We start from the raw sequence: 6,928 nt of genomic DNA, 5'->3' as shown, positions 1-6,928 counted from the left end.
ACGACTAACCAAACAGGAAGATAATCATGAAACGTACACTTTTAAAAACCATCGCTCTTGGCTCATTATTAACTTGCTCAGCTGCTGCAATGGCTGATCAAAGTGACTACAAATTAATGGTTATTGAAGATTCTGTAACAGCCGCACCAGAGTTTGAACAGCCATTTAATAGCTGTGCACTTAATGTAGAATCTAAAAACTACACAGAAGCTGAAGCCATTTGTACACAAGCAATTGCCTTATTAAAAGAAAGCCGTGGCCCACGTTTAAAAGTACGCGAACTTACATCGTTTGCATTAAGTAACCGTGGTGTAGCCCGCATGATGGCCAAAAAAGACACCGCAGGCCTTTCAGATTTATACGAAGCGTATCAAATCTCTGAAAACTCACTGGTATCTCATAATTTAACGCGTGCTAAAGAAGATTTATCGTTATAAATTTATTACTTAACACTTAAAAAGCCCCTGCGAGTTTATAACTCGCGGGGGCTTTTTAGTTTTTATTTTTGAAATTAACCAATGTGAGTTGTTAATTTTTAAGCGGGTTTAACGTGTATCCTCACTTAAATACCTATTTTAATAGGGGGTTTTAAACTTAAAATATGGTAATAACACCATTGCAAGTAAGGTTAACCGAGAATCACAGGGTTAATTGTTTTTAAAAGCGGGATATTTTACTAATGGCTAAGCGTATATAAAATGCTCTAAGGGTATTAAATTTCTTTATATTTGCGTCTATTTTCATTAAAGTACTTAAAATATAGCAAATTCAGTTAACATTAATCTTTGTAAATAAGTTTATGTTTAATGGCATTTAGCTGTTTTGTACATTTTTCTAATTAAAACTAAAAATAAATAAGTAACTGCACTTTTAATGGAACTGCGTGATTTTAGCGCAGATAAAAGGATTTAAAATGAAACTTACCTTCAATCGCATTGTTGCATCTTTTTTTGCAGCAACTGTTAGCCTCTCTGTAACCGCTGAAGATATAGAGCTATACGTAAACCATAACGTAGAAACCGATGAAAAGCCTCGAGTTTTAATTGTATTTGATACATCTGGGAGTATGGGAAGTAAGCTTCCTTACAACGGGCCAAGAAAAATTGATGCTGCTAAAGATGCAATGACCGACCTGGTTAATAATAATGAGTCTATTGATTTTGGTCTTATGCGCTTTCAAAATAACTACGGCGGTTATGTTATGGCTGAAATTGGTTCTTCAAGAGCTACGGTTAAAAATCAGATAAAGAGCCTACCTGCTAGTGGCAGTACACCAGTTACTGAAACATTATGGGAAGCTTATTTATACTTAACTGGGCAACAAGTTTTGTATGGGTATGAAGAATATTCAGGAGATGAAGATTTTTTAAGTAAAACTGTTACTTATAAAAAAAATAAAAAAAATAAAAAAGTAACCACTCTTACATATATTTCGCCATTCGAAACTGATTTAGATAGCGATGAGCGCTGTGATAATTCTATTAACCTTATTTTAATGACGGATGGCGATCCGCAAAGTGACACTGAAAGTAATTATGATATATACCATCTTTATAAATCTAAGTTTGGTTCATATCCAAGTACAACAAGTGGAAGTTATTTGGCTGCACTAGCACAAATAATTCATGGAACAAGTGACGTAGAAATTGATTTGTACGATAGCACACCTGAAATTGCCGATACTGGACGAGTATTTACCATAGGTTTTGGCAGTGGAATGAGTCCTAACGGTAAGAAGCTACTAGAGCAAACAGCTCAAGTAGGTGGTGGAGAATATTTACATGCAAATACTTCTGCGGAGCTTTCAGAGAAATTAAATAGCACTATTTCTAGAATACGCGAAGTAAACGATAGCTTTTCATCGCCTACGGTTGCCAGTAATAACGTTGACCAAACCCGCAGCCGAGAAGCAATTTATTTTGCTATGTTCTACCCAGAGACCGGGGCTCGTTGGGGCGGCAATTTAAAAAAATTAGTTATGTCGGGCTCTAACATAGTTGACTCCACAGGCCGTGAGGCAATAGGTGATGACGGCTTAATTAAAGAAGACGCTCGCACGTTTTGGCTACCTTCAAATAAACCGGCCGATGGTAATTTAGTCGCACAAGGCGGCGTAAACTACTTACTTTCAAGCTTAGACTCACAAAGCCGCAAACTGTATATAGATTCGGACGGTAGTATTGTTGATTTTACCTTTGATAGAGTTAAAGAAATTTTAAATATAGTGTCAGACGCCATAGGTGGCATCATACCGGGTACTGATATTGCTATCTCGCGCAATGATATTAATTGGGCAAGAGGCATGGATGTAGATAACGAAGATAGCGATAGCTCATCAGTAGATCAGCGTGCCAATATTTTTGGTGATCCTTTGCATTCTAAGCCGGTATCTATTGATTATGGTGATGGCAACATACGTATTTTAGTGGGCACTAATGCTGGCTTTTTACACATGTTTAACGATAAAGGTAACAGCATTGAAGAGGAGTGGGCGTTTATGCCTGCTGAGCTGTTAAAAAACATACCTGCGCTTCGTACAAATCAAGCCAANGTGTATGGTATGGATGGGCCTATTAGTGTGTTTTTTAACAATAAAAGTTTAAACAGTGACGGCTTAAATGACGGAGTAATAGATGCCACTAAAGGTGATGAAGTATGGGCATTTGCTGGCATGCGCCGCGGGGGTAAAAACTATTATGCACTTGATATTAGCTCACCAGATAAGCCAAAACAGCTTTGGAGTAAGCCTATTGTAGGCGGCTCAGATGGGTTTGAATACCTAGCTCAAACCTGGTCAAAACCACAAATAGCCTATATTAAAGCGTTTGGAGATGAGCCTTTACTGGTATTTGGTGGCGGATACGATACAAACAAAGACAATGCGATTCGTAGCGAGGATGAATCAGGCACGGGCATTTACATTGTTAAGGCTAAAACCGGTGAAAGAGTATGGGCGTTAACGCCCGAGGATAACAATTTCCAAGGTAAGCACAGTATAGCTGCTGATATAGCAACGCTTGACTCAGATTATGATGGTTACATTGACCGTTTATATGCCACCGATACGGGGGGTAATATTTGGCGTGTGGATATGCCAGGCTCTGACAAAAATAGTTTTTCTCATTACAAATTAGCAGAGCTTGGCAGTTCATTAGCAACGCAAGACCGACGCTTTTTTTACAAGNCACTAGTGGCACGTACTATGTTTAGTAAAGTGAGCAAAACGAGCTATGGCGGTGAAGAAATAACCACACGATTAGATACGCCTTACGATGCAATCGTGATAGGCAGTGGTAATCGCTCAAATCCGCTTGCAACCAATGAGCAAGATCACCTTTACATGATTCGCGATGAACAAACCGTAACTAAAACCTTCGATTCACAAAATACGCCAGAGCCCATAGTACCAAGTGATTTAATGCTTATGAATGACGACCCATTTGGCAATGCACTAGATAATGTAGATGAGTTTGTAGAACTAGAAACTGATTTAGCAGGCTTTAAAGGGTGGCGATATGAGCTAAGTAATGGTGAAAAATCATTGGCTGCAGCCACCGTGGTAGGAGGCGTAGCTTATTATACATCGTTTACACCTGCACTAGAGTCTGATAAAAATCAGTGCTCTTTAACAGGGGGCGGTGGAGCAATGTACGCTTTTCATTTGCACTATGGCACAAAAGTGTACGACCAACTTAAATTTACTACCAGCTACGATGTGCCCGATACCGCTCAGTTGTATTTTGGTGAAGGCGACTCATGTATAGATGCTAATAATAATGGATTATGTGATGTGCCAACACCTGATGATGGGGACCCAGATGACGGTACCCCAGGTGGTGGCTACGAGTACGAAGAAACAATACCTGTGAGCCAAGTAAGCCAATTTTATTTAATCGGCCCGAGCCTTACTGGTGAAGGTGCAGTAAACCCAATCAAACCGCCTGAAATTAACGGACCAGGGCTAACTGTTGTTGATGGTAAAGTTAAACTTGTAAATGACAGTGATACATTAGGCTTTGGCTTTAAAACGCAGCAAACCTACATATATAAGCGTGAAGAAAACGATTCTTCATCTGATTAGGTTAGCCTTAGCTCAGGAGTCGCAGCGCTTTATTATTTACCGCGCATGCCTTTAAAAGGCATGCGCTAACTTTTCTAGCTAATACTATAGAACCCAAAGCAAACCTTGCTACGTTAAAGTGTTCTGCTTAAGAAAGCTCAACAATGTAATTTTTGCCTAAAATTTAACGCGCCTCCTACCTAAAATAGATTACCTAACCAAGCGAATTTGTATTAATAAAAGCCCACATTGCTTTTCGCTAGCCAACATTTATCCGCAATTATTGTGTTTAAGTATTATAAAAAGAGGGTTTATTGTCCCTATATTGAAAATAGACATACGGGTAATAATTGGTATATGAATTGTTCGTAAATAAACCAATTAATGTGTAAATAAATATTAAATAAGTCACTAAATAGTAAAGCAATATTTGCATAACATGGTTAAAAAAAAGAATTATAAAACTTACCATTTTAAATGGTTGCTAGTGCTTAATTTTGCCGCTATTTTAAGGTTAAGTTGTATTAGATGGAATTAGTATGAGTTTCAAATTGATCTCTTTTTGCTATTGTATTCCCGTACTCTTTTTAAATGGTTGCGATGAGGAAGTGAGTTTATTTAGTAGCAGTAAAACGCCGTTAGTGGCTAAAAACGAAAACGCTAATTTACCGGCTACTGCTATTAAGCAAAAGCACCTTGTTGTAGAAGGCCTAATAGAGGGAATTGTACCAAGTCACTGTAAACGTGGTGAAACAGCGTATATAAATGCAAAAATGCAAAAGGTTATACGCAACCCAACTGCAAAAGTGACTTATACACTAAAGCCCACTGATAATATTTTGTCTGTGTGTGTGGCCAATGATAACTCAGCTATTACTTATCGTTATGGCACTGAGCAAAAAATTGGCCTTGAGTATACGGCCACTGCCGCGCAGCCATTTGGTAGCTACTATCGTCAAATAGGGAAAGTAGGCGAAAGTATTTTGTTTTTTAACAAAGGCAATTACTATTACTACATTATTAATGCTGGTGGTATGGGCAGTGGTGTTTCAGTGAACGTATATAAAAATAAAACGCTTATTGCGGAGTTTTTCTCTGGTAATGAGGCGTATAACGACTTTGTTATTGCCAGTAATTTAGACTTGCCTAAGTCGTTGGCAATAGAGCTTCAACCACATATAAACACAATGCAATGAATGGATTAAGTAAAGCACATTGTAACATTATTGAACAAGGGCAGTGGTTTTCTAAGCGCGATGCACACTTAAAACAGTTTTTACTAAGCCACGCAAAAACTTTAAGCCTTAGCGCGCACCAATCTCTTTTTTTACGAGGTGATAAACACGACGGTATTTATGCTGTATTAAGTGGTGCGGTGCGTATTAGTGGGGTAAGTAATAATGGTAAAGAAGCTGTTTTAAGCTTTGTTGACGCCTCGCTTTGGTTTGGCGAAGTCACTTTATTTGACCGCGGAATGCGCACCCACGATGTTTATGCGCAAACCGATGTAACACTGTGTTTTATTGGGCAACGCGCACTTGAGCAACTGTTAAAACAATACCCGCATTATTGGCAAGACTTTGGGTTACTCCTTGCCCAAAAATTGCGAGTTATGTTTACTAGCATGGAAGATCACGCACTATTAAGTGCCGAGCAGCGCGTTGCAAAACGCTTACTTATATTGTGCGCGCATTTAGCGCATAGTAATGGCCATACGTTTACTTTGTCTCAGCAACAATTGGCTGATATGACTTACCTTACACGGCAAACCGCCAATCAAATTTTAAAAAAATTAGCAAAGCAGCAACTCATTGAGGTCGGCTATAACAAAGTGACCATTTTAAACCAATCTGCTTTAGAGCTACTTTGTAATCAGTAAATGTCGGTTACCCGACAGAGTGATATTTTAAAAGCCTGATATAGTGTAAAAAACACAATAAAAGGCACACACATGAAAACTCTACAGCAACAGCTTGGTACATACGGTTTGTACCATCGCTCTAAACGCAATGTTTTAACTCATTTTTTTGGCATTCCGCTTATTGTATTTGCGGTGCTGTGCTTGTTAGCGCGTATTCAAATACCCATTGGTAGCCTGCTTATTGATGGCGCGCAGCTTTTTGTTTTTGCAAGCGTGGTGTATTACTTAATGCTGAGCGTGTCACTTGGCTTAATAATGGGTGTACTGTTTACCTTATTGCTTTTAGCAGCCCAGCCAATCGCTGCTATGGCTTTTTGGCCTTGGTTAAGTATTGGTGTGGGCGTGTTTGTATTTGGATGGGTGCTGCAGTTTATTGGCCATTATTATGAGGGTAAAAAGCCTGCGTTTGTAGATGATTTAATTGGCCTAATTATTGGCCCGTTGTATGTAACCGTTGAGCTTTTATTTTTAATGGGGCTTTATAAATCGCTAGAGCATGAAGTTAACGCCATAGCAGGCCCCACCAAGGCATAATGCTAAGCGGCTTAAATATTTAGTTATTCGAGCGTGCTAAATAAAGCGTTAACCACGTTATAAATCATATATCTGTCGTTATAAACGTTTAAAACTTAACACGCTTGTTATAAGCAGCGGATAAAATAATAAAGGCAAATAACCCATGCAATACAACAATAAAACCGTATGGATCACCGGCGCATCATCAGGTATTGGCAAGGAGCTCGCAATACAGTTTGCAGCACTGGGTGCCAAGGTTATTTTATCAGCCAGAAGCGTTGATAAACTTAACGAACTAAAACAAAGCTTACATGGCGATGGGCACATTATTGTGCCCTTTGATTTGTCAGCGCCTGAAGCTGTATTGGCGCAGGTTACTGATTTAATGAGTACATTACCTGCTATCGATATTTTAATTAATAACGGCGGGG

At 38.8% G+C, this 6,928-nt stretch carries 6 protein-coding genes; all 6 read left to right on the top strand.

Going from position 1 to position 6,928, the window contains the following annotated elements; all coding sequences use genetic code 11:
* Positions 1–26 precede the first annotated feature (26 nt).
* The gene (locus L650_RS0103840; protein WP_029772250.1) at positions 27–437 is read left to right on the top strand and encodes a hypothetical protein; all 411 of its coding nucleotides are present in this window, start codon (positions 27–29) and stop codon (positions 435–437) included.
* Between the two features lie 476 nt (positions 438–913).
* Positions 914–4,081, top strand: a complete 3,168-nt coding sequence (locus L650_RS0103835) for a pilus assembly protein (RefSeq protein WP_029772249.1) — start codon at positions 914–916, stop codon at positions 4,079–4,081.
* 518 nt (positions 4,082–4,599) lie between these two features.
* The gene (locus tag L650_RS0103830; protein WP_029772248.1) at positions 4,600–5,256 is read left to right on the top strand and encodes a hypothetical protein; all 657 of its coding nucleotides are present in this window, start codon (positions 4,600–4,602) and stop codon (positions 5,254–5,256) included.
* On the top strand, positions 5,253–5,939 hold the full coding sequence (locus tag L650_RS0103825; RefSeq protein WP_029772247.1) for a Crp/Fnr family transcriptional regulator: 687 nt from the start codon (positions 5,253–5,255) through the stop codon (positions 5,937–5,939). Before L650_RS0103830 ends, L650_RS0103825 begins: the two co-directional genes overlap by 4 nt.
* A 72-nt stretch (positions 5,940–6,011) precedes the next feature.
* Entirely contained in the window at positions 6,012–6,515 is a 504-nt protein-coding gene (locus L650_RS0103820; protein ID WP_029772246.1) for a DUF962 domain-containing protein, read from the top strand.
* A 145-nt stretch (positions 6,516–6,660) separates the two neighbouring features.
* Positions 6,661–6,928 (top strand): SDR family NAD(P)-dependent oxidoreductase (locus L650_RS0103815; RefSeq protein WP_029772245.1); only part of this gene is annotated, 268 nt, incomplete at its 3' end.

It is taken from the genome of Pseudoalteromonas sp. TB51 (assembly GCF_000498055.1).
GTDB classification, from domain to species: Bacteria; Pseudomonadota; Gammaproteobacteria; order Enterobacterales; family Alteromonadaceae; genus Pseudoalteromonas; species Pseudoalteromonas atlantica.
This window is presented reverse-complemented; position numbering and strand designations above follow the sequence as displayed.

Coding starts and splice junctions, on each gene's coding strand:
- L650_RS0103840 (WP_029772250.1), top strand. CDS start 27: ATGAAACGTACACTTTTAAAAACCATCGCTCTTGGCTCATTATTAACT.
- L650_RS0103830 (WP_029772248.1), top strand. CDS start 4,600: ATGAGTTTCAAATTGATCTCTTTTTGCTATTGTATTCCCGTACTCTTT.
- L650_RS0103825 (WP_029772247.1), top strand. CDS start 5,253: ATGAATGGATTAAGTAAAGCACATTGTAACATTATTGAACAAGGGCAG.
- L650_RS0103820 (WP_029772246.1), top strand. CDS start 6,012: ATGAAAACTCTACAGCAACAGCTTGGTACATACGGTTTGTACCATCGC.